Here is a 20,725-nt window from a genome sequence, read left to right as displayed (position 1 = left end):
GCCGCGACGGGGGCGACCTGGAGCGTGACCTCCGGTCCGGCGACGATCGGCTCCTCGACCGGTGTTCTGACCGGCGGGAGCGTGACGGCGAACACGACGGCGGTGATCGCGGCGAGCTACACCTCCGGGGGCGTGACGAAGACGGCCTCGGCGTCGGTGACGATCGCCAACGTGGCGGCGACTTTAAGCAGCATCACGATAAGCGGTCCGTCATCGGTGAACGAGGGGGGCACCGGGACTTACGCTGCGACGGCGAACTGGAGCGACGGGAGCACGTCCGCCGCGACGGGGGCGACCTGGAGCGTGACCTCCGGTCCGGCGACGATCGGCTCCTCGACCGGTGTTCTGACCGGCGGGAGCGTTACGGCGAACACGACGGCGGTGATCGCGGCGAGCTACACCTCCGGGGGCGTGACGAAGACGGCCTCGAAGTCTGTCACCATTACGGATGTGCCTGCAACGACCGGATCGGTGACGGTATTCCCGGAGGACAAGTCCGTGGACGTTCCGAGGAACACGGTGATAACGGCAACGGCAGGTGATTCTTCCGACATCAGGACCATCTTCAACAGCAACACCTTTACCCTGAAGTCATCGGGAGATTCGAAAGACTCGAGCGTGGGCGCCTCTTGGCCGATGTCGCCGGCTGTTTGTGTCAACGATGGAATCGTGCAGGGAGTATTCACTTACGATTCGCCCGGTACAACGGGAACGTTCACGCCGAATTGCAGCCTCGGCGAGGACAAGACGTATCTTGCGTCGATTGCATCCGGGAACGGAAGCCCGCTGTCCGCAACGGTGAACTGGCAGTTCAAAACGTTCAACGACGGTCCAGACTCGGACGATGACGGGTCGCCGGACGGCGAGGACGACGATCCTCATGACGGCAAGAAGGCGTCCCGGTGGGGTTCGAAGGGAAATGGCAAGATCCATATCGAAGTGAAGGACTCTGCGGGAGCGGTGATCAAGTCGGCGATCGCCATATCGGACGACAACTCCCGCCTGAACCAGGGCGGCAAGCCGGCAAGGTTCCTGTTCCACGATGGCCTGATCGCATACAATGTGGAAGGCGTCACGCCGGGTGGCACGGTAACCGCGAAGCTTACCTTCCCCAGCGGCATTCCCAAGGGTGCAAAGATTTTCAGGATCGATTCGAACGGTTTCAAGGAGAAAAAAGAGGGACTGGACACCGTCGTCGAGGGGAACACATTGACCTTGACACTGGTCGACGGTGGAAAGGATGATGGCGACGGACTGGCCAACGGGGTGATTGTGGATCCGGTCGGTGTTGCCGTGCCGGAAGAGACCGCGAGCGGTTTCATCGACATCTCGGGAAGCGGTTCCTCCGGCGGAGGCTGCGCGATCGCCGGAAGATCAGGATCCGCCTGGAGCATCCGGGAGGCGGCAGGATCCTACGGCTTGCTGTTCCTCGTCGTCCTGGGGATGGCTGTCAGGAGAAGAATGGCCCGGCGGGAGAAGTAAACGGCGCAGCCGGTCCTCGGCAATAGCAACTTTACAACCGCGCCGGCAGGAGGGTTAACGCCTTCCTGCCGGCGCATTTTCATTCAATCTTCCATGTTCGATGCCCTCGAAGACTCAAGCCGGACAATATTTCAATAATGAAATACAAAATTCATAAACGTATTTTACTCGGGCGATCTCTCCCGACATATTCTTTAATATCAATTGGTTAACAAGTCTATTGGTTTGGCATTATTACTGCTATTAATACGCATCCCTGCGTATTTTTCTCTTCAAACCGCAAACCCAAGGATACGGAAATATCGATTAGATTTCCTATCCGCGGATGACGGGAATTGCAGGGTACTCGCACCAAATATTTTCAACAGGAGGTAGCACTATGGCCAGCAAGGCAGGAAAAGGGCTTTCCGCTATCGTCCCGGGCGTCTTCCTATCAATCTTTATCATATTGATTTTCCAAAGTAATGCCGCATTTGCGAAAAGCGCTTATCTCACTTCCTTCATGGCGAAGTACCCGGCCGCGGCGAGCTCGAAATTGAATACCTGCAACTTATGCCACGGGTCCGGCGGCACTTCCACTTTCAATCCCTTCGGACAGGCAGTTCGAACAGTCTCCGGAGCGGATATCACCGCAAGAATCACCGCGGTCGAGGCTCTGGATTCAGACGCAGACGGGTTCTCGAACAAGACCGAAATCGCAGCTTTGACCTTTCCCGGCGATCCTGCCGACAAGCCTGCAGGCGGCACGCCGCCTCCCGGTGACACGACGCCTCCCACGGTGAGTTCCACCAGCCCGGCGGGCAACCAGGCTAACGTGGCGACAAACGCCGCCGTCACCGCGACGTTCAGCGAAGCGGTCGATCCTGCCACCGTCACGACGACGACTTTCACGTTGCGGGGGGGAACTGCAGCCGTGGCGGGGACGGTTTCATTGGGCGGCAACACGGCGACCTTCCGGCCGTCCGGCTCGCTTGCCTTCGGCACGACCTATACCGCCACGATCACTACCGGCGTGAAGGACCTGGCGGGGAACACGCTGGCTGCGACCAGCAGCTGGTCCTTTACCACAGGGGCGGCGCCGGATATGACGCCCCCAGGCGTAAGCGCCACTGATCCGGCGGACAACCAGGCGGGGGTGGAGCTGAGCGCAACGATAACGGCCACATTCAGCGAGGCGATCAACCCGGCGACGATGACGCCGGACACCTTTGTTCTGAGAGTCGGAGCGAACCAAGTCACCGGAACAGTTTCCGCCAACGGCGCAACGGCGACCTTCACGCCGGCGGCGCCTCTCTTCGACAATGCGGCCTACACGGTGACGCTTACCACCGGCATCAAGGACCTCGCCGGAAACGCGCTGCCGGTTGAATACAGCACGAACTTCAACACGGTCGCTGCGTCGGAATCGGTGTTTCCCGATCCGACGGGTACGGGCGGGGATGCTGCGGGCGGCGGCGGTTGTGCGGTCGCCGGAAGGTCCGGGACCGGCGGAAGCCTGCACGAAATGGCGGGATCCTTCGGCCTGCTGATTCTGGCCGCCCTGGGGATGGCTGCCAGGAGAAGAATGGCCCGGCGGGAGAAGTAATCGGCTCAGCCCGTCGATAAGGCAACTAAAGCGCAACGAACAAGCGGGCAGTGAGGCGAGAGCCTCACTGCCCGCGCTTTTTAAGGACGGTCCCGGGAGACAAAAACAGGGACGTTCTTAAAAACTCGGAAGATCGAAAAAAGAAAAGTGGTATCGAGTTTTTAAGAACGTCCCTGTTTTTGTCTCCCGGGACCGTCCTGGTTTTTGTTATCGAAGAATATTCAGCGTCGGCTTGATCAGTTCCAGGAACTCCATCCGCGTCGACTCCCGCGTACGGAAAACCCCAAGCATGGCGGATGTAACCGCCTTGGAGTTCTGTTTTTCCACGCCCCGCATCATCATGCAGAGATGGAACGCCTCGATGACGACAGCCACGCCGTGCGGTTGGAGAGTGTCCATGATCGCCGTAGCGATTTCCTGGGTGAGGCGCTCCTGGACCTGGAGCCGGCGCGCGTACAGCTCTACCACCCGCGCGATCTTCGACAGCCCAACGATGTTCTTCTTCGGCATGTAGGCCACGTGGCACTTGCCGAAGAAGGGGAGCAGGTGGTGCTCGCAGAGGGAAAAGATGTCGATGTCCTTCACCGTCACCATCTCGTCATACTGTTCGTGAAAGATTGCGCGCTGGAGGACATCCCGGGGATCCTGCGCATAGCCTGAAGTAAGGGTCCCGATCGACTTCCTGAACCTTTCGGGGGTCTGCCTCAGCCCTTCACGATCGGGATCTTCGCCGATCTTGATCAGCAAGTTTCGAATAAGATCCTGCATAATGGAGTCATCATATAGCAATTGCAGGTTGAGGATAAGCGGGCAATGCGGACCGACGAAGAGCTGATGGAGCTCTACCGGAATGGGAGCCGGGACGCCTTCGAAATGCTGTTCGCACGTCACCACCGGAAAGTGATCCAGTTCGCATTTCGGATGACGGGAGACCGCGCGAAGGCAGAGGAGGCAGCCCAGGAGACGTTCCTCAGGATCGCCCGGGCGGCATCCACCTGGCAGCCGACGGCCCGTTTCACCACGTGGATGTACACGATCGCACGCCGGACTACGCTCAACTTCATACGGGACGAAAAAGAGGATGGAGAGAAGATATCCATTGATCCTGGCGAGGAGTCTTCTAATGGTCCCCCCGCACCGCAGCTTCCCGGTCCCTCCGCTTTGAACCCGGAGGAGATCGCGTGGACCGTTGAGATCCAGGAGCGGTTCGCCGTCGCTCTCGGGCAACTTCCCGAAACATATCGGTCTGCCTTCGTATTGAACCGCGGAGACGGTCTGTCATACGAAGAAGTTGCATCCGTGCTTGGAATTACGGTGCAGGCGGTGAAAAGCCGTATTTTCCGTGCCAGGGAAATGCTGATGGAATCGCTGGGGGAACTGCTTCCTTGAAACCATTTGATCCGACAAGGGTTTAATCGAAATAGGGGGAGACGCACCCATGAAGTGCCTCGATTGGAAAGAAAAAATCAGCGGATATATCGATGGGGAGATCCCCGGGGAGGATGCACGGCGGGTTGAGGAGCATCTGGCCGGGTGCCATGCCTGCAGGGCACTCGAGCGGCGGATGCGTGCTATGGGGACCGGCATGGAAAAGATGGAAACGGCCGTCTCCCCGGACTTTCGGGAAAAGCTGTTCGCCCGGCTTGAGGCGGAGAAACTTCTTCCACGCAGGCGCAGCCTCTTCGTCTTTTCATTCAGATGGGCCGCGATTCCGCTCGCGGTCGCCGTCGCTTTCGCCGCATTCCTGTTCATCGCGCCGGATAAAAGGCAGGATCCGGGAGTTTCCCCGGTAGAGGCTCCACGCGTGGCACAAAATGTTCCGGCGCAACAAGCGCCGTCCACAGGAGTCAAATCGCAGGAATCTCCGCAGCAGTCCCACGCCGCTCCCTTGAAAGTCCAGGAAACCGCTGTGACGCCAGTGGGCCTATCGGCAGAGGAACGGGAGATCGTCGCGCACCTCGAAATTTTCGAAGATCCCGCCGCGATCGAAGACCAGGGGGACGTTGACGCGATCGAAATCTTCGAGCCGTCGAACATGAGAAAGGGATAAGCCGATGGAGGCATATCCCATGCGAAGGACTCTCCAGTTCGCGTCGCTTGCAGTGTTTTCTCTTTGTTTTGTTATTCCCTGGACGTCATCCGCACAATCGCGGGAACCCGGTCCTCCCCGGCAAGATACGGTCCGGCCGGCGCCGGAAGACAGGATCACTCCTGAAAAACTCGAGCGGTGGCGCAAAATGACGCCGGAGGAAAAGGAACGGGTCAGGGAGCGATACCATCGCTGGAAGGAGCTTCCGCCGGAGCGGAAGGAGCGCATACTGGAACGCAGGCGAAAATGGCGTGAGCTTCCCGAGGAAGAGCGCGCCTTCCTCCGGCAGCGGAGGGAAATATTTCGCGAAGCACCGCCCGAGGAGAAGGCAGTCATTCGGAAATTTTTCAGGAGAATGAGAGAGCTTCCGCCGGACCGCAAGAGAGCGCTCAAGGAAAGGATTGCCGGGTGGCGAGGTATGCCCCCTGCGGAACGCGACCATCAGATGATGAACTGGCCGTTTTACAGGAATCTTCCCCCGGAAGATCAAAGGGTAATCAGAAAGTTTCTGTTTTCGGCGCCTGCCGCGCCGTCCGCCCCGCCTCACCGCGGTCCGCGCGAAGGCCGCCCCACCGGACCTCCCGCCGGAATTCCTCGTGACTGATCCCCGGGAAACATGGATGCGGGCCGCGCTGCTCGAAGCAAGGAAAGGCGGCGCGGCCGGCGAGGTCCCCGTGGGCGCCGTGGTAGTTTCCCCCGAAGGGAAGATATTGTCCCGCGCGCACAACCGCCCCGTATCGTCCTGCGACCCGACGGCGCACGCCGAAGTGCTGGCCCTGCGGAGCGCGGCGAAAAAAGTGGGGAACTACCGCCTCGCAGGATGCCGGCTCGTCGTGACGATCGAGCCGTGCCCCATGTGCGCGGGGGCAGCCATCCACGCACGGGTCGGCGAAATCGTCTATGGCGCCGACGACCCGAAGGCGGGAGCGGTTCGCACCCTCTACCGGCTCGCTTCGGATCCCCGTTTAAACCACCGCCCTTCGGTTATCTCGGGCGTCCTCGCGGACGAGTGTTCCGCCCTTCTGACCGGATTTTTTCGCTCAAGACGTTAAAAAAAGAGTGAATTAAAAACAGGGACGTTCCTGAGTTTTTTCCTTCGAGCAAAGAGGGGAATTTACGCCATTTTCTCCATCGAATTAAAAAAAAACTCAGGAACGTCCCTGTTTTTAAGTCCTGGAACGTCCCTGTTTTTAAGGTTGTCAGAACAAAGGGGAGAAGATCCTGGATGTGTCCTCCAGGAGGCGCACGAACTTCGACCGGCGGCCGAAGGCCTCCGGATCCAGCTCGGCCGATTGCGCAAGGTCCCCCTCGAATCCGGCCGCAAGCGCTTCTATCTCTTTTCCGCCATAGAGGAAAACCCCCAATTCGAAGTTCAGGAAGAAGCTTCGGATATCCACGTTCGAGGAGCCCACGACTCCCACGTCGTCGTCGATGATGAGCACCTTGGAATGGAGGTTCGTCGGGAGATAGAGGTGGATTTTCACCCCTGCCTGCATCAGTTCGTCGAAATAGGAACGCCCTGCCATCCAGACCGTCTTCAGGTCCGATTTCTCCGGCACCAGAAGGCGCACGTCCACTCCTCGAAGCGCGGCGTTTTCGAGGCATGTGCTGATGGCGTCGTCCGGAACGAAGTAGGGCGTGGCGATCCAGATCCTCCGCCGGGCCAGCGTGAACGCCGTGAACACTCCCTGGTAGATGGGACGCATCGAGCGGTCGGGCCCCGAAGCGACGACCTGCAGCATCCCGTCCCGCGGCTTGACTCCCGGGGGAAGGGTCAGGGGCGGGAAGAAATTTCCGTCCGGTCCCGCCTCCTCCGTTGCGAAAGCCCAGTCGTCCAGGAAAAGCGCCTGAAGGTCCCGCACGCCCGTTCCCTGGACCAGCACCGCACTGTCCCGCCACAGCCGGGGTTCGTTCCTGGGCGACATGTATCGGTTCCCGATGTTCATCCCTCCCGTGAATGCCTTTTGCCCGTCGGCGATCAGGAGCTTGCGATGGTTCCTCAGGTGGGCAGACCACTTCCGGTGAAGTGGAAGGGCAGGCAGGAACTCCGCGACTTCACCGCCCGCTTTCCGCAGCGGCTGGACGATCTGGCGGAGCGCACGCCAGGAACCGACCGCGTCCAGGAGAAGCCTGACGCGGATTCCCGCTCTTGCACGCGAGGCAAGAGCATGGATGAACCGTTTCCCGATGATGTCTACGTCGAGGATGAAGAACTGCGCATGGATATGGTCGTGCGCTTCCTCTATCAGGCCGAGGGCGGCGCCGAACGCGGCCACGCCTCCCTCGATGACGATGACGCGGTTCCCGATGACCGGCGGAGGTGCGCCGGCGGCCGAAAGCACCTGCCCGCAGGTTGCCGAGATGGGCGAAGGAAGCTCCGTCGGCCGCACACGGTTTTCGACGGAGCTTTCGACGGAGCCGACAGCGCCGATCTTTGCGCGGATGTGGCGGCGGATGCGGAATCCTCCGACCAGGAAATAGAGCGGGACGCCCACCACGGGCAGCAGCGCGATGGAAAGAACCCACGCGACCGTGGCGGCGGGTTGGCGCCGCTCGAGGATGATCCGCGGAATAAGGATGAAGGCGAGAATGTACCCTGCCGTGGATAGGACCAGCGCGGCGATCCGCCAGCCGTCGTGCATGGTTCACCTCAAAAACAGGGACGTTCTTAAAAACTCTTCGGTATGCTTGTCCCTGCGTAGATGCCGAGTTTTCTATCCGGAGAGTATCCTCAATTTATAAGAAAATGAGTTTTTAAGAACGTCCCTGTTTTTGAGGTGAAGCGTTTCCGATATAATACCTTCCCTGCGCGCGGAGGGGTACCGAAGTGGCCGTAACGGGGTCGACTCGAAATCGACTTGGCGGTGCGAGCCGCCACGTGGGTTCGAATCCCACCCCCTCCGCCAATTTTTTTAATCCAATAATGCATGATGTAATTCGAAGGCATTAAAACGCCGTCGAATATTACCGTATTGACGTCCGAACCGGCCGGTGCCGATAAGGTTCGCCATATCCCGTTGAAGTTTTATGCGGAAAAGCCGAAAGGTAGGGATAAGATGCGGACAAGGCGAATTTCCATATTACCGATGCCGGGGAGGCGGCCGTGGACTGGTACTACATAGAAAACGGTCAGCGTATCGGGCCGGTTTCAGAGGAAGCGTTCGAACGAGAACTCCGGAATGGAAAGATTCTACCCGAGACCATGGTATGGCACGAAGGAATGGAAAATTGGAAGGCATTCGGCGCGGTAAAGAATGCTGCCGAAACGGGGGGCGTCGCCGTTGCCGATCATCCGCCGGAAGCCGCCGCCTCGGAACGATTCTGCACGATCTGCGGGAAAGCATACGCGCCGGACGCTCTGATCAGATACAAGGAAAACCTTATATGCTGGTCATGCAAGCCCGTATTCCTTCAAAGGATCAAGGAGGGGGTTAGTGTTGCAGGAACCATGAATTATGCCGGCTTCTGGCCCCGTGTCGGCGCAAAGCTTATCGACTCCGTGCTGATCGGAATCGCCAACTATCTCACGGGAGCCGTTTACGGCGCATTCAATCCCGGCACGCAGGATACGAAGCGTTTTGGCGTGTTCATGGCGGGCCAGGCTGTGATTTTGCTGATAAACATCGCCTTCGCGGTCTGGTATGGAACCTGGTTCATCGGAAAATTCGCGGCGACTCCGGGAAAGATGGCCCTTGGGATCAAGGTTGTGACCTCGGACGGCGGTACGGTAAGCTACAAAAGGGCTCTCGGTCGTCATTTTGCGGAGTGGATCAGCGGAATCATCCTGGGGATCGGTTATCTGATGGCGGCATTCGACGATCAGAAGCGCGCGCTTCACGACCGGATCTGCGATACGCGGGTCGTTCGGAAGTGATGCGACGGACCGGATGAATCCAGATCCAGTCATTTGCCCGAACTGCAGAGTTCCACTCCCGGCGTCGATTATGGGGTCCGGCCGGCTGTCCGCCTGCCCATCGTGCAAAGTCGTCGTTCGGGCGGACGTCTATCCGGCGCTTATCCGTGATGCCGGCCAGGGCAGGCCGGGCGATCCCGTGACCGTCGACGGCGAAACGAGCTGCTTTTTCCATCCGCGGAACCGCGCTGTTTCCATATGCGCCCGGTGCGGAAGGTTCGTCTGCGATTTGTGCCACATGGACCTCGGAAACAGTCATCTGTGCCCCGTGTGCCTCGAAGCGGGCGGGGAGAAGGACGAACCGGTAGAACTTCCCCGTCGAGTCCTTTACGACGAAATCGCCCTGGCCCTTGCCGTCTACCCGCTCCTGTTCTTTTTCGTCACACCCCTGACGGCTCCGGCGGCCCTGGTCATCGCGGTCAGCCGTTGGAATGCGCCTTCGAGCGTTCTTCCGAGGACAAGGTGGCGCTACGTGGCCGCGATTCTGTTCGCGGCGGTTCAGATTTCAGCGTGGGCCTGGATCTCATACTCGCAGTTCCTCGCTCCTCATCTGTCGCGGCAGGCTTTCCTTGGCGCCGGTGTATAACCGGACCCCGGGGCGGCACACTCTGCCGGTCGGAGACGTCCAGAGCCTCTGGATGGCGCAGGACCACCTGCTTCTTGTCTCCCGGTACCGTTTCTCCGAAACATACAAGCGTTTTTATTTCCGGGACATTCAGGCGGTAGTGATCGCGCGGACGGACCGGTGGAAAGCGTGGTTTATCGCGTTCGCGATAACGGGATCGATGATGTCGGCGTTCGGAGCGTGGTCCGCAGGATGGGACCGGATTTTCTGGGGCGTCCTTGCCGCTTTCTCCCTGCTGATGCTCATCGTCAACCTTGTTCTCGGTCCTTCCTGTTCGGTGTTCCTCCGAACGGCGGTCCAGACCGTTGAACTCCTGCCGTTGCGTCGTTTGAAGCCCGCGCGAAAAACCGCCGATCTCCTGCGTTCCGCAATCGAAGGAGCGCAAGGAAGGTTATCCCGGGAAACCATCGAAGCTTCGGTCAACGCTATACAGCGGACAGGGATCGTCATTCCGAAGACTCCGTCCCCCGGGTCGATAAACGAACACCCGGGTTTGCCGGGCGCTTGACGCCGTGGTCGACCTGAATCCAACCGCAGGTGTCGCCCTTCGGCGCTGCTTCCATCATCCTGCCCGGGAAGCCGTCGGGCGTTGCGTTTCGTGCGAACGGTACTACTGCCGCGAATGCATCGCCGAACACGAAGGACGGCTCTCTTGTGCGGCATGCATCGCGCGAGGGGGCGAATCCCGTGCAGGCGATTCGAGGACCCTTGCAGGATTTGCGCGGGCCGCATGGGCTGCAGGAGGATTTCTCCTCGCGTGGGCATTCTTCTATATGGTCGGCCGCGTGCTTTTGCTTTTACCTGCCGCGATCCACGAGGGGACAGTCTGGAAAGGATGATATCCGAAAGTTCCCCGGCCGTGAGGGAACGAACGCGTAAAGGTGTAGGTGCGATCGCCTTGGCCGAGGAGGCGGCGAATCTGCTCAGGTTGTCCACGCCGTCCCTCGTCGCGACGTATTTTATCGGAAGCCTGCCGTTCGTCCTCGGCTTCCTGTACTTCTGGGCGGACATGAGCAGGAGTCCGACGGCTTCCTCGGCTTGCGGGGGAGCCGCTTTCGGAATGGCTTTCCTATATATATGGATGAAATGGTGGCATGCTGCCTTCGCCCGCGGCCTGCTTTTGCGGCTGACGGGAGAGCAGCCCCCCAGGTGGACCGTCCGTCGCGTCATGAATTTACTTGCGATCCAGGGGCTCGCGCAACCTGTGGGATTGTTCGCTCTCCCTGTCGCGGCGTTGATTACCGTCCCGTTCGGCTGGACATACGCTTTTTTCGAGAACTTGTCTATCCTGGGAGCAGACGGGGACGGACCGAAGGCGGTCGCGGAAAGGGCCTGGCGGCAGGCGCGCCTGTGGCCGGGGCAGAATCACCTGCTGCTGTCCCTGCTGTTCCTTTTCGGCCTGTTCGTTTTCCTGAACGTCGCGATCGCCCTCGCTGCCCTCCCGCACCTTGTCCGGTCGCTCATGGGCTTCGAGATGCCTTTACTCTCCGGACCCTGGTTTGCGACGAACACCACCTTCCTGGCCGTTTCCGCGGGGATCGCCTGGCTGTGCGTCGATCCCGTCCTGAAGGCGGCGTACGTGCTTCGATGCTTCCATGGGGATTCAGTACGATCCGGGGCGGACCTTAAGGCGGAACTTAAGTCATTCCTCAGGGGGGGCGCGACAACCGCCGCGATACTTATTGCCCTGGCCGCAGCGGCTCCATCATCCGCGTATTCCGAAGATACTCCAGCCGGCCGGCCCATAACGGGATCCATCGTCGGGAATGGCGCGGCTCTGTCGCCCGAGGAACTCGACCGCGCAGTCGGCGAGGTCATCCGCAAACGGGAATACACATGGCGGACTCGACGGGATGTGTCCCCCAAGAAGGAGTCGCCGGAGGAGAAAGGGTTCCTGGCGTCCCTCGTCACCTCGGTCGGAGAATCTCTCGATTACGCATTGCGGACGATCGCGAAATGGGTGAGAAATTTCGCCCGTTGGTGGCGGGAGACGTTTCCCGACCGGGATGCGCCCGAAGCGAAGCGCGGCGGAGGACCTGACCGTCTCGTGGTGCCTCAACTGCTCCTTTACGCGCTGCTGGCGCTCGTCGCCTGCCTGCTCGCCGTCGGTATCGCACGATGGCGGAAATCGCGCCGTGCCGATTCGTCCGTCGATGGCATGGCTGCCGCCGGGGCAGCCCCCGACCTTGCCTGCGAGGATCTTTCCCCCACCCGCCTTCCGACCTCGGAATGGCTGGACCTTGCCTCCGAACTCGGCATAAAAGGAGAGCTTCGGCTCGCCCTGCGCGCCCTTTTCCTTGCCGGTCTTTCGCACCTCGCCCGGTCCGGCGCCATCTCCGTCGCAAGGTTCAAATCGAACCGCGAGTACGAGCGGGAGCTTCGTCGAAGGGCGCATGACAGGGCGGAACTTGTCGAAGCGTTCACCGAAACCGTGGCCGTTTTCGAAAGGACTTGGTACGGAACGCACGCCGTGGACGGGGAGGTGCTTGGTTCCTTCCGGAAGAACCTCGACAGGATCATTGCGCATGCGGATGAATAGCCGCCTTCCGTTGATCGTGTCAGTCGCATTCCTGGCCGTTTTCGTCGCCGGGGTGGGACACCTGTTCCTGCTGCGATTTTCGGCGGGCGACGTCTTTCCGTGGTACTCGTCGCTCAGGTCCGATCCCCTGGGGGTCAAGGCGTTCCATGAGAGCCTCGGGCGTCTTTCCGGCGTTACGGTGGACCGGAACTTCAAGCCGCTGGCACGGATGGACCCGGGCGAAGCTACGGCGTTGTTCCACCTGGGAACACGAGCCGCGGATCTTATGCGGGTGCGGGAAGAGGAGGCGAGGGGAATGGAGAAGGTCGCATCAAAAGGCCGACTAGTCATCTCCCTTGTTCCGGAAAGTGCGATGTCGCCGGCGATAGAGAGCCGGGGCGGCCCGCATTTTGTCGACGTCACGAAACGGTGGGGGTTCAGGTTCGCCGTAGCCCCGATCGACGGAGGCAGGAATGAATCGACGGCAAGGATTACGCCTCCGTACGCAGGTTCCTCCGGCGATTCCGTGGAGATCCCCTGGCGGTCGCCTCTTTTCTTCGACAACCTCAGTCCCGCCTGGAGGGTCGTCTGCGAGCGGCAGGGGAAGCCGGTCCTGATCGAGAGGCCGTGGGACGAAGGGACGATCGTCCTGTCCTCCGATACCTATTTCATGAGCAACGAGGCATTGCGCAGCCACAGGCGACCCGTGCTCCTGGCATGGCTTGCCGGCACGTGCCGAAGGATCGTCTTCGACGAAACTCATCTCGGTGTCGCGGAGCATCCTTCCGCCTCCAACCTTGCACGCAGGTACCGGCTCCACGGCCTCCTTGCGGGACTCGTCCTCCTTGCGGCCTTGTTCGTCTGGAAAAATTCCGCACCCTTCCTTCCACCGGGCCGGGACGCCTCCGGGACGGAATCCGGGGTCACGGAAGCCGGAAAGGATTCGCGCTCGGCTTTTTCGGATCTCCTGAGGCGCAACATCCCGCCGGAGATCCTGCTTGAAACGTGTTTGGACGAATGGACCCGGTCCTTCAGCCACGCTCGCAGGACGCCGGGAGACAGGGTGGATCGCGCTCGCGACCTTGTCCTTTCGCGCAAGGGACACCGGCGGACGAAACGCGATCTGCTGGAAGGTTACCGCGCCATTACCCGCATTCTGAGAGGAGAACATCGTGAACGTTGAACAGGAACGCCTGATGGAGGTCCTGGCGCGCGCGCGCCGGGAAATGGAGAAGGTCATCATCGGCCAACGGGACGCGGTGGAGAAGGCGTTGATCGTCGTCTTCACGGGGCAGCACGCCCTCGTCGAGGGAGTTCCGGGCGTCGCCAAGACCCTGCTCGTCCGCACCCTTGCCCGCATCCTGAGCGGCGAGTTCTCCCGTGTGCAGTTCACACCGGACCTGATGCCCGCCGACATAGTCGGCACCAATGTCTTCAACATGCAGAGGAACGAGTTCCTGCTCGCGAAGGGGCCGATCTTCACCACGTTCCTGCTGGCGGACGAGATAAACCGCGCCCCCGCAAAGACACAGTCAGCCCTGCTCCAGGCGATGCAGGAACGCGCCGTGACCATCGACCGCGAAACATACGATCTGTCGGCCGACTTCACGGTTTTCGCCACCCAGAATCCAATCGAGTACGAAGGGACATACCCGCTTCCGGAAGCGCAGAAGGACCGGTTCATGTTCAAGATCACGATGAACTGCCCCGAGCGGGAAGAGGAAATGACCCTGGCGCGCCGCACGCTGGGGAAAGATTCGCCCGAGGCGACACTCGCCTCCGGCGCCGTCCGTCCCGTCATTTCCGCAGGGGACATCGCCTGCCTGCGGGAATGCCTCGAGGCGATCGTCATCCGGGAAGAACTGGTCGGCTACATCGTCGATCTTGTCCGGGAAACCCGGCGCAACGAGAACGTGCTGGTGGGAGCCGGTCCGCGCGCCACACAGGCGCTCCTTCTGGCATCCAGGGCGCACGCGGCGATGGACGGGCGCAATTTCGTCACCCCGGACGACATCAAGGCGCTTGCCGGGCCGGTGTTGGAGCACCGCCTTATCCTTCGGCCGGAACTCGAGGTGGAAGGCCTCGGAGTCCCCGAGGTCGTCGGAAAAATCCTCATGGAGGTCGCCGTCCCCCGATGATCGTCCCGCGTTCCCGCCTCCTCGGTTTCGTGGGAGTGTGCGTGGTCCCCGTTGCGGCCGTCGCGGCCGCGTTTCCTTCGGGGATGCTGTTTGCGGCCGCTGCGCTCCTGTTGTGCCTGCCGATCGTGGACGCCGTCCTCGGCCGCGGCGGGCTGAAGGGGATCGCAGTTGCGCTTCCGGACGTCGTCCGCCTCTCGGAAGACCGTGAAGGGAAGCTGGAGATGGCGGTGTCGCAATGCGGGGACAAGGACCGGCAACTGCGTTTCGGAGTGGCATTTCCTACGGAGATCGGCATGCTTCGGGACGAACTTGTTGCCCGCATCCCCGGCGGGAACGTCCCTTCGCGCCTGACATGGGCGTGTACGCCGCGGCGAAGGGGACGATACCGCCTGACCGGGTGCCACCTGGAGTGCGCTTCGCCCTTGGGTTTTTGGGCTATAAGGGGCGTGTCGAAGCTTCGAACCGAGTTGCGCGTCTATCCCGGTTTGCTTTCGGACCGAAAGATCGTGGCCGGCATGTTCATGGACAGGGAAAGATCCGGTCTCCACGTCCGGCACCAGGTGGGAAAGGGGCGAGAGTTCGAGAAACTCCGGGAATACATCCCGGGCGACGGCTTCGAGGATATCCACTGGAAAGCCACGGCCAAGCGCGGCCGTCCTGTAACCAAGGTGTTCAGGGTGGAACGCACCCAGGAAGTGTATGTCGTCCTCGACACCTCGCGTCTGAGCGCGCGGCCCGTCGTCGTCGGACCCTCGGCGTCCGGAAGAGGCGGCGATGAAACCGTGCTCGATCGTTACGCCAAGGCGACGATGGTGCTTTCGATGGCGGCGGCCCGGCAGGGCGATCACTTCGGGCTCGTGACCTTCAGCGATCGTGTCCACCGGTTCCGGCGTGCCGGAAGCGGAACGCGCCATGCGGCGGCATGCCACGAGATACTTTACGATCTGGCGCCCCGAATACTCAGCCCCGATTACGACGAGCTCGCCGCGTTCCTTCAACTGCGCCTTCGCCGGCGCGCCCTCCTCGTCTTCCTTACGTTCCTCGACGATCCTCTCCTTGCGGAAGGTTTCGTAAGGAGCGCCGAATTGTTCCGCCGCCACCTGTCGCTCGTGGTCTCACTGCGGCCTCAGGGCGCAAGCCCGCTGTTCACCGGTCCCGATCCGGCTTCGGAGGACGAGCTGTACCGGCGGCTGGGCGGGCATTTGCGATGGCACACGCTTCGGGAGCTCGAAAGAGTCCTCGAACGGCGCGGAATTCGCATGGTTCAGCCCGACGGCGACCAACTGAGCGCCCGCCTTGTCGCAGGCTACCTGGGCATCAAGAAGAGGCAACTGTTGTGATCATCGATCTGTCCCGGTTCATCGCCGAGGAGCGGCCGTTCTGGGAGGCTCTCGCCTCCCTGCTGGACAGGCTGGAGCGCGATCCCGGCGCGCGGCTCGACATGGCCGGAGTGAAAAGGTTCCACTACCTTTACGAGCGGACCTCCGCCGACCTCGCGAAGATCGCCACGTTTTCCTCCGAACCGGAGCTCAGGCGCTATCTCGAGTCGATCGTCGGCCGCGCATACGCGGAAATCCATGAGACGCGGGATCGGACATGGCGGTTTGCCCTTCGGGAGAGGCTGTTCAGCATGTTCCCCCGCGTATTCCGGCGCCACGCCGGTCCTTTTCGCCTCGCGGCCGCGATCATGCTGGCGGGAATCGCATTCGGAGGACTTGCCGTCCGTTTCGATGCGGAGGCGAAAGGGATACTTGTCCCGTTCGAGGCGCTTCAAACGTCTCCGTCCGATCGCGTCGCCGAAGAAGAGGACGCGGCCAAAGACCGCCTGGGGGGAAGGAAAGCGACCTTTTCATCAACCCTGATAACTCACAACGCGCGTGTTTCCCTCTTCGTCCTTGCGCTGGGGATGACCTGGGGGATCGGCACGGTTATCCTGCTGTTCTACAACGGGGCGGTCCTCGGCGCCGTTTGCGCGGACTACGCCCTTGCGGGCCAGACGAAGTTCCTGTTCGGCTGGCTGCTGCCGCACGGGGCCGTCGAAATTCCGGCGATCCTTATCGCCGGGCAGGCGGGCCTTCTCCTGGCGGGTGCGCTCATCGGACGCGAAGACAGGCTCTCCACCGGGATGCGGCTGCGGAACATCTCAGGCGACCTCGTGGCGTTGGTCATCGGGATTGCCGGTCTTCTCGTATGGGCAGGATTCGTCGAAGCATTCATATCGCAGTACCATGAGCCGGTCGTTCCGTACTCGCTTAAAATCGGTTTCGGGATTGTGGAGATCGCGGCGCTGGCGCTCTTCCTGATCAGAGGAGGCTCGAAGGGCGGGCGGGGCGGGCGCATCGATTGACCGGCGGAAAGACCAACACCTTGATCGTCCGTACACCCGAAGGGATCTCCTTTTCCCTTATCCTTGCGGGACCCGTAATGCGTTGCCTTGCATGGGTCGTCGACCTGGCAGCCGTCCTGGCGGTGGCCGGGACGTTCGGCCAGGCCGTCAGGGTGCTCGCGGTATTCGACCCGGACCTTGCAAATGCCGTTTACGTGTTGTCGTATTTCGCCGTGTCGATCGGTTACGGGATCGTACTGGAATGGTTCTGGCGCGGTCAAACCGCCGGAAAGAGATTGTTGCGGCTGCGCGTGATGGACGACCGGGGATTCAAGCTCCGGTTCAGCCAGGTGGTCTTGCGGAACCTGTTGCGTTCCGTCGACGCGCTTCCTGGCTTCTATCTCGTCGGGGGCATAGCCTGCCTGGCCACCCGGAATTCCCAAAGGCTCGGAGACATCGCCGGGAGGACCATAGTCGTTTACCACCCGCCTGCGGCGGAACCTGACCTCGCGCAGATCCTCGCGGGAAAATTCAATTCCCTGCGTGAAACCCCGCATCTCGCCGCGCGGCTGAGGCAGCGGGTCGCCCCGCGGGAGGCTTATGTCGCGCTCAACGCGCTCCTGCGCCGCGAGGAACTGGATCCCGATGCGCGGCTCGAACTGTACCGGGAGCTTGCATCCCATTTCCGTGCTCTCGTGGAATTCCCGGAACACCTGACCTTCGCGATGACCGACGAACAATATGTCCGGAACGTGGTGGACATTCTTTTTCGCGCGTCGTAGCGGGCGCCCGCATTACCGACCGGAAGATGTTCGGGGCGTTTCGCTGTATGATTATTCACGCATGCCTGGAACCGGCAAAATAAATAACGGCATCGACAAGGGCATCCGCAGCTGGACCCTGGCGACGAAACTGCGCCCTCCTTCGATGGGCGTGCGGCACATGCCGCGCCCCCGCCTCTCCGCAGGCGGTCCGGTGAGCGGCTCTTTTCGGCTTGCGCTCGTATCCGCGCCTGCCGGGTCCGGTAAGACCACGGTGCTGTCGGAGTGGTACCAGGAGCTTCGGAATAAACGCCGGACGGCCGCGTGGCTTTCCCTCGATTCCTTCGACAACGAACCCCGCCGTTTCCTGGTCCAGCTCATCTCCGCGGTCCAGTCCGTTCGTCCGGAGTTCGGAAGGAGGGCCGCCAGGCTCATCACGGTGAACCCGGACACGCTGCTCGAAGACCTCGCGGAAAGCATCGCACACGACTTCGCAGGCGGGGATCCCGGTGTCGTGGTCTTTCTCGACGATTACCACGTGATCCGCGACCGCGCGATCCATTCCATGGTGGATTACCTGCTCCGATATGTTCCGGAAAACGTGCGGTTCGTCATCGGCACCCGCAGGAATCCACCACTCTCCGTAGAGCGGTTCCGCCTCCGCGGAGAAGTCCTGGAACTGGGTTGGGAGGAACTTCGTTTCAATATCGACGAAGCGCGGAACTATCTCACGGAAGTGTGCCGCCTGCCGCTGTCCGAGGAACAGGTCCGGACTCTCTGCGACCGTACGGAAGGGTGGGTCACAGGACTACAGCTCGCCTCGATGGCGTTCTCGGGAGCGACGGACCCCGCCGGGTTCGTCGCGGGTTTCACCGGCGAGCAGAGGAACATCGCGGATTATCTCATGGAGGACGTGTTCCGGCGGCAGTCCGCATCCCTGCGCCAGTTCCTGATGAAGACGTCGATACTGGAACGGATGACTGCCTCCCTGTGCGATGCGGTCACCGGCAGGCAGGACGGCAGGCAATGGATAGAAACTCTCGAACGGAGCAATCTCTTCATCTTCGGACTGGACGAACACCGCACCTGGTTCCGGTACCACCACCTGTTCGCGGAGTTCCTGCAAAACCGCCTTAAAACCGAGCATCCGGAAGATATGGGGGAACTGCACGACCGGGCCAGCGAGTGGTTCGAGAAGAACGGATATTCCACCGAAGCGGTACGGTACGCCATCGAAGGCAACCGGTTTCCGCGGGCCGCGCGGCTTCTCGAAACGGCCGGGCGGGAGCTTTTCCGGCATGGAGACTTCAAGGAATTGCGCCGGTGGATCGACGCGCTGCCGGAGAGGGCCGTTCGCCGCTCTCCAATCCTGTGTACGCTGCATGCCTGGGCGCTGGCCTACATGGGTGAGTTCGAGTCCGCACGGCATCGGATCGCCTGCGCCGCGGAAGGCGCCGCAAAACCGGAAAGGGCCTCGGGCCGAGGATCCGCGGCTGCGGGGCCGATCAAGGCCGAGCTGCAGGTTCTTCGGGCCGTCGTCGGCATCATCCAGACGGACGAGCCGGATGTCGCCGGGCTGCATTCCGGCATCGTGTCCCTCTTCCCGCGGAAGGAATCGGCGCTGCGCGGATACGCCTACATCACGTTGGGATTCGCGAGCCGCGTGGAGGGGTACCTTTCCCTTGCCCTGCAGCACTTCCGCGATGCCCTCGTGGTGTCCGACGGATCGAACAGCTCCCTCGTCAACCTGAACGCGCGGCTCAACATCGGGATAGTGAATTACGTGATGGGACGGTCGAACGACGCGGAAGAAAGTTTCCGCAGGTCCCTGGAGATATCGAGGGAGCGTCTGTGGCTTCGCAGCATCGGCGCCGCCTTCCTGCGCTACGGACTCGCGCTCGTGCTCTACGACAGGAACCGCCCGGAAGAGGCCCTGGCGGAGTTGTCCGATGCGATCGCGTTCCTCGAAGCCGGCGACGCGTTCGGTTTCCTGGGTATGGCCCTCGTGGAGCGTGCGCGCGTTCAACTGGCGCTGGCAAGGCGCGACCTGGCCGACGCCGATATCGCCCGTGCCCGGCAGGTCGCCCGGAAACACCACGTCGGCAGGGTTTCGTTCCGTGCGGACCTGCTGGAAACACGAATGGCCGTCCTGGCGGGGAATCGGGACAAGGCGGCCGAATTTCTCGACGCGGCGAAGTCGGCCTTCGATGATGAAAGCATCGGCGACCGCCCCGTCTATCCGGAAAAGTACGAGTATTTCCTGGTGGAACGGATACGGCTCCTTTCGGCACAGGGGCAGCATGAGGAAGCCGCCGATCTGGCCGGCAAGGCGGCGCGCAGCGCCGAATCGGCGGGCCGAGGACGGAACCTCATCGAATTCCTGATTTTGCAGGCGGCCGCATGGAGCGGACTTTCGCGGATGAAAGAAGCCCTGGAGGCTCTGGAAAATGCATTGTCCCTCGCCATGGGTGAGGGGATCGTCCGCCCCTTCCTGAATTCCGGAGCTGAGATCGCTCCCCTTCTCCGGCAGTTTAAAACCAGGGATACTTTCCGGAGCGCCGTTTCGGCCATCCTGTCCGCGCTGGAGGGCCGAGGAGAACCCGATGCGGGGGAGACGGCGGATCGGCGATCCCACGATCCTTTCCATCAGAGAGAAGTGCAAATTCTGAAATTGGTCTCCGAAGGGCTGCGCAACCGCGAAATCGGCCGTCGCCTTTTCCTTTCCGAGGAAACGGTGAAGTGGTACCTGAAAGGGCTCTACTGCAAGCTCGATGTCGGTACCCGCACAGAGGCAATAGCCAAGGCCCGCAAGTTCGGCCTGATCGCAGAGCCTTCCTGACTTATCTTCCGCGTTATGCATTTCCCCCCTTTCGGGGGGTGACCTCCCCATTACCGTTTCCTATCATGCTCGGGATACATATCACTTGCCCGCATTATGCCCGGCAGCGTAATGCAAGGGAGAAATGCGGGCCATCGAAGCGGGAGGACGACATGTCGGTGGCGGCGCAACCCAGTGCAATCAAGGTAACGCCCAGCGAGAGCTACAGCATCACGATGCGGGTGGAGATCCAGAACAAGCCGGGAATGTTGGGAAAGGTGACGACTGCGATCGGGATCGCCGGCGGCGACATCGGCGCGGTGGACCTCTCCGGTCACGGGAAAGGCACGGTGACGCGGGACATCACGGTGCGGGCGCGTGGGATCGATCATGCGCAGGAGATCATCACGGCGGTTCGTCAGGTGCAGGGGATCAGGATCGTCAACGTCTCGGACCGTACGTTCCTGAAG

Annotated in this window: 19 protein-coding genes and 1 tRNA gene; 18 read left to right on the top strand and 2 right to left on the bottom strand. The window is 61.3% G+C overall.

The window, feature by feature from the left end:
• Positions 1 to 24 precede the first annotated feature (24 nt).
• A complete protein-coding gene (locus tag HY896_12475) occupies positions 25 to 1,482 on the top strand; it encodes a hypothetical protein (protein MBI5577162.1) in 1,458 nt (485 codons plus the stop codon).
• A 379-nt stretch (positions 1,483 to 1,861) separates the two neighbouring features.
• Positions 1,862 to 3,067, top strand: a complete 1,206-nt coding sequence (locus HY896_12470; protein ID MBI5577161.1) for an Ig-like domain-containing protein — start codon at positions 1,862 to 1,864, stop codon at positions 3,065 to 3,067.
• A gap of 207 nt (positions 3,068 to 3,274) precedes the next feature.
• Here HY896_12470 and folE read toward each other — a convergent pair whose 3' ends face one another.
• On the bottom strand, positions 3,275 to 3,835 hold the full coding sequence (gene folE, locus HY896_12465) for a GTP cyclohydrolase I FolE (protein ID MBI5577160.1): 561 nt from the start codon (positions 3,833 to 3,835) through the stop codon (positions 3,275 to 3,277).
• A gap of 45 nt (positions 3,836 to 3,880) precedes the next feature.
• On the opposite strand from folE, the gene HY896_12460 reads away from it, so the two are divergent.
• From HY896_12460 to HY896_12445, 4 genes are all read left to right on the top strand, one after another.
• Positions 3,881 to 4,456 (top strand): RNA polymerase sigma factor, encoded by a 576-nt coding sequence (locus HY896_12460; GenBank protein ID MBI5577159.1) that lies wholly within the window; start codon positions 3,881 to 3,883, stop codon positions 4,454 to 4,456.
• 49 nt (positions 4,457 to 4,505) lie between these two features.
• Positions 4,506 to 5,117 carry a zf-HC2 domain-containing protein gene (locus HY896_12455; protein ID MBI5577158.1) on the top strand — a complete coding sequence of 204 codons (612 nt, stop codon included), beginning with the start codon at positions 4,506 to 4,508 and terminating at the stop codon, positions 5,115 to 5,117.
• A gap of 187 nt (positions 5,118 to 5,304) precedes the next feature.
• On the top strand, positions 5,305 to 5,760 hold the full coding sequence (locus HY896_12450; protein ID MBI5577157.1) for a DUF3106 domain-containing protein: 456 nt from the start codon (positions 5,305 to 5,307) through the stop codon (positions 5,758 to 5,760).
• Between the two features lie 16 nt (positions 5,761 to 5,776).
• The gene (locus HY896_12445; protein MBI5577156.1) at positions 5,777 to 6,208 is read left to right on the top strand and encodes a nucleoside deaminase; all 432 of its coding nucleotides are present in this window, start codon (positions 5,777 to 5,779) and stop codon (positions 6,206 to 6,208) included.
• 147 nt (positions 6,209 to 6,355) lie between these two features.
• On the opposite strand, the gene cls is transcribed toward HY896_12445, so the two are convergent.
• Complete coding sequence (cls, locus tag HY896_12440; GenBank protein MBI5577155.1) at positions 6,356 to 7,798, bottom strand: cardiolipin synthase; 1,443 nt, start codon at positions 7,796 to 7,798, stop codon at positions 6,356 to 6,358.
• A 171-nt stretch (positions 7,799 to 7,969) separates the two neighbouring features.
• Here cls and HY896_12435 point away from each other — a divergent pair.
• From HY896_12435 to HY896_12380, 12 genes are all read left to right on the top strand, one after another.
• A tRNA-Ser gene (locus HY896_12435) sits at positions 7,970 to 8,062 on the top strand.
• A 197-nt stretch (positions 8,063 to 8,259) separates the two neighbouring features.
• Positions 8,260 to 9,030 (top strand): RDD family protein, encoded by a 771-nt coding sequence (locus HY896_12430; protein ID MBI5577154.1) that lies wholly within the window; start codon positions 8,260 to 8,262, stop codon positions 9,028 to 9,030.
• A gap of 70 nt (positions 9,031 to 9,100) precedes the next feature.
• Positions 9,101 to 9,655, top strand: coding sequence for a hypothetical protein (locus HY896_12425; protein MBI5577153.1), 555 nt, complete (start codon positions 9,101 to 9,103; stop codon positions 9,653 to 9,655).
• Positions 9,639 to 10,202, top strand: coding sequence for a hypothetical protein (locus HY896_12420; GenBank protein ID MBI5577152.1), 564 nt, complete (start codon positions 9,639 to 9,641; stop codon positions 10,200 to 10,202). The genes HY896_12425 and HY896_12420 overlap by 17 nt, the downstream gene beginning before the upstream one ends.
• A 351-nt stretch (positions 10,203 to 10,553) precedes the next feature.
• Entirely contained in the window at positions 10,554 to 12,233 is a 1,680-nt protein-coding gene (locus tag HY896_12415) for a DUF4129 domain-containing protein (protein ID MBI5577151.1), read from the top strand.
• Positions 12,220 to 13,395 (top strand): hypothetical protein, encoded by a 1,176-nt coding sequence (locus HY896_12410; protein ID MBI5577150.1) that lies wholly within the window; start codon positions 12,220 to 12,222, stop codon positions 13,393 to 13,395. Before HY896_12415 ends, HY896_12410 begins: the two co-directional genes overlap by 14 nt.
• A gap of 13 nt (positions 13,396 to 13,408) precedes the next feature.
• The gene (locus tag HY896_12405; GenBank protein ID MBI5577149.1) at positions 13,409 to 14,350 is read left to right on the top strand and encodes a MoxR family ATPase; all 942 of its coding nucleotides are present in this window, start codon (positions 13,409 to 13,411) and stop codon (positions 14,348 to 14,350) included.
• Entirely contained in the window at positions 14,347 to 15,690 is a 1,344-nt protein-coding gene (locus HY896_12400) for a DUF58 domain-containing protein (GenBank protein ID MBI5577148.1), read from the top strand. The genes HY896_12405 and HY896_12400 overlap by 4 nt, the downstream gene beginning before the upstream one ends.
• Complete coding sequence (locus tag HY896_12395) at positions 15,687 to 16,697, top strand: stage II sporulation protein M (GenBank protein ID MBI5577147.1); 1,011 nt, start codon at positions 15,687 to 15,689, stop codon at positions 16,695 to 16,697. Before HY896_12400 ends, HY896_12395 begins: the two co-directional genes overlap by 4 nt.
• A complete protein-coding gene (locus HY896_12390; protein ID MBI5577146.1) occupies positions 16,694 to 17,458 on the top strand; it encodes an RDD family protein in 765 nt (254 codons plus the stop codon). Before HY896_12395 ends, HY896_12390 begins: the two co-directional genes overlap by 4 nt.
• A gap of 61 nt (positions 17,459 to 17,519) precedes the next feature.
• Positions 17,520 to 20,276, top strand: coding sequence for a hypothetical protein (locus HY896_12385; protein ID MBI5577145.1), 2,757 nt, complete (start codon positions 17,520 to 17,522; stop codon positions 20,274 to 20,276).
• A 152-nt stretch (positions 20,277 to 20,428) separates the two neighbouring features.
• Positions 20,429 to 20,725: ACT domain-containing protein (locus HY896_12380; protein MBI5577144.1), on the top strand; the 297-nt coding region annotated here is incomplete at its 3' end.

Source organism: Deltaproteobacteria bacterium (assembly GCA_016218975.1).
In the GTDB taxonomy this organism is placed as follows: Bacteria; Desulfobacterota; Deferrimicrobia; order Deferrimicrobiales; family Deferrimicrobiaceae; genus JAENIX01.
Note: the sequence above shows the minus strand (reverse complement) of the source record. Positions and strands in the feature narration are given on the sequence as shown.

Coding starts and splice junctions, on each gene's coding strand:
- HY896_12470 (MBI5577161.1), top strand. CDS start 1,862: ATGGCCAGCAAGGCAGGAAAAGGGCTTTCCGCTATCGTCCCGGGCGTC.
- folE (MBI5577160.1), bottom strand. CDS start 3,835: ATGCAGGATCTTATTCGAAACTTGCTGATCAAGATCGGCGAAGATCCC.
- HY896_12460 (MBI5577159.1), top strand. CDS start 3,881: ATGCGGACCGACGAAGAGCTGATGGAGCTCTACCGGAATGGGAGCCGG.
- HY896_12455 (MBI5577158.1), top strand. CDS start 4,506: ATGAAGTGCCTCGATTGGAAAGAAAAAATCAGCGGATATATCGATGGG.
- HY896_12450 (MBI5577157.1), top strand. CDS start 5,305: ATGACGCCGGAGGAAAAGGAACGGGTCAGGGAGCGATACCATCGCTGG.
- HY896_12445 (MBI5577156.1), top strand. CDS start 5,777: ATGCGGGCCGCGCTGCTCGAAGCAAGGAAAGGCGGCGCGGCCGGCGAG.
- cls (MBI5577155.1), bottom strand. CDS start 7,798: ATGCACGACGGCTGGCGGATCGCCGCGCTGGTCCTATCCACGGCAGGG.
- HY896_12425 (MBI5577153.1), top strand. CDS start 9,101: ATGGGGTCCGGCCGGCTGTCCGCCTGCCCATCGTGCAAAGTCGTCGTT.
- HY896_12410 (MBI5577150.1), top strand. CDS start 12,220: ATGCGGATGAATAGCCGCCTTCCGTTGATCGTGTCAGTCGCATTCCTG.
- HY896_12405 (MBI5577149.1), top strand. CDS start 13,409: ATGGAGGTCCTGGCGCGCGCGCGCCGGGAAATGGAGAAGGTCATCATC.
- HY896_12400 (MBI5577148.1), top strand. CDS start 14,347: ATGATCGTCCCGCGTTCCCGCCTCCTCGGTTTCGTGGGAGTGTGCGTG.
- HY896_12385 (MBI5577145.1), top strand. CDS start 17,520: ATGCCTGGAACCGGCAAAATAAATAACGGCATCGACAAGGGCATCCGC.